This window comes from Saccharothrix sp. ST-888, from assembly GCF_000955975.1.
Lineage (GTDB): Bacteria > Actinomycetota > Actinomycetes > Streptomycetales > Streptomycetaceae > Kitasatospora.
Genome location: NZ_JYJF01000557.1, coordinates 1 through 361, shown reverse-complemented (window position 1 = coordinate 361; position 361 = coordinate 1). Strand labels below are relative to the sequence as shown.

General features: G+C 75.6%; 1 pseudogene. It reads left to right on the top strand.

Annotated features, from left to right (window positions below):
• Nucleotides 1-361, top strand: a pseudogene (locus tag UK12_RS42095) (3-isopropylmalate dehydrogenase); the annotation flags it as partial.

Genomic DNA, 361 nt, shown 5'->3' with positions numbered 1-361 from the left:
GAACTGAAGACCCACGACGACTTCCTGGGCGGGGCGGTCGGCGACCGGGGCGGGCCCTCCGGGGTGGTGGGGCGCGGGCAGGTGCTGCAGCTCCGCTTCGCCTGCGACCACCACATCAACGGGCGGCTGGGCAAGCTCCTCCCGGGCGGCACCGGCCCGCTGGCGGACGGGCCCGAGATGGAGGTGGTGGTGGTCCGCGGGGGCACTGGGGTCCCCTATGTCGGCAACGGCCGGGGCCTGGCCGCCGTCCCCCTGCACCAGGTCGCCACCCACGTCCGCCTCAACCCCGAGTACGGCATCGAGCGCCTGGTCCGCGGCGCCTACCGCAGGCCGGCACCCCGGCTTCCCATCAAGCTCCCCC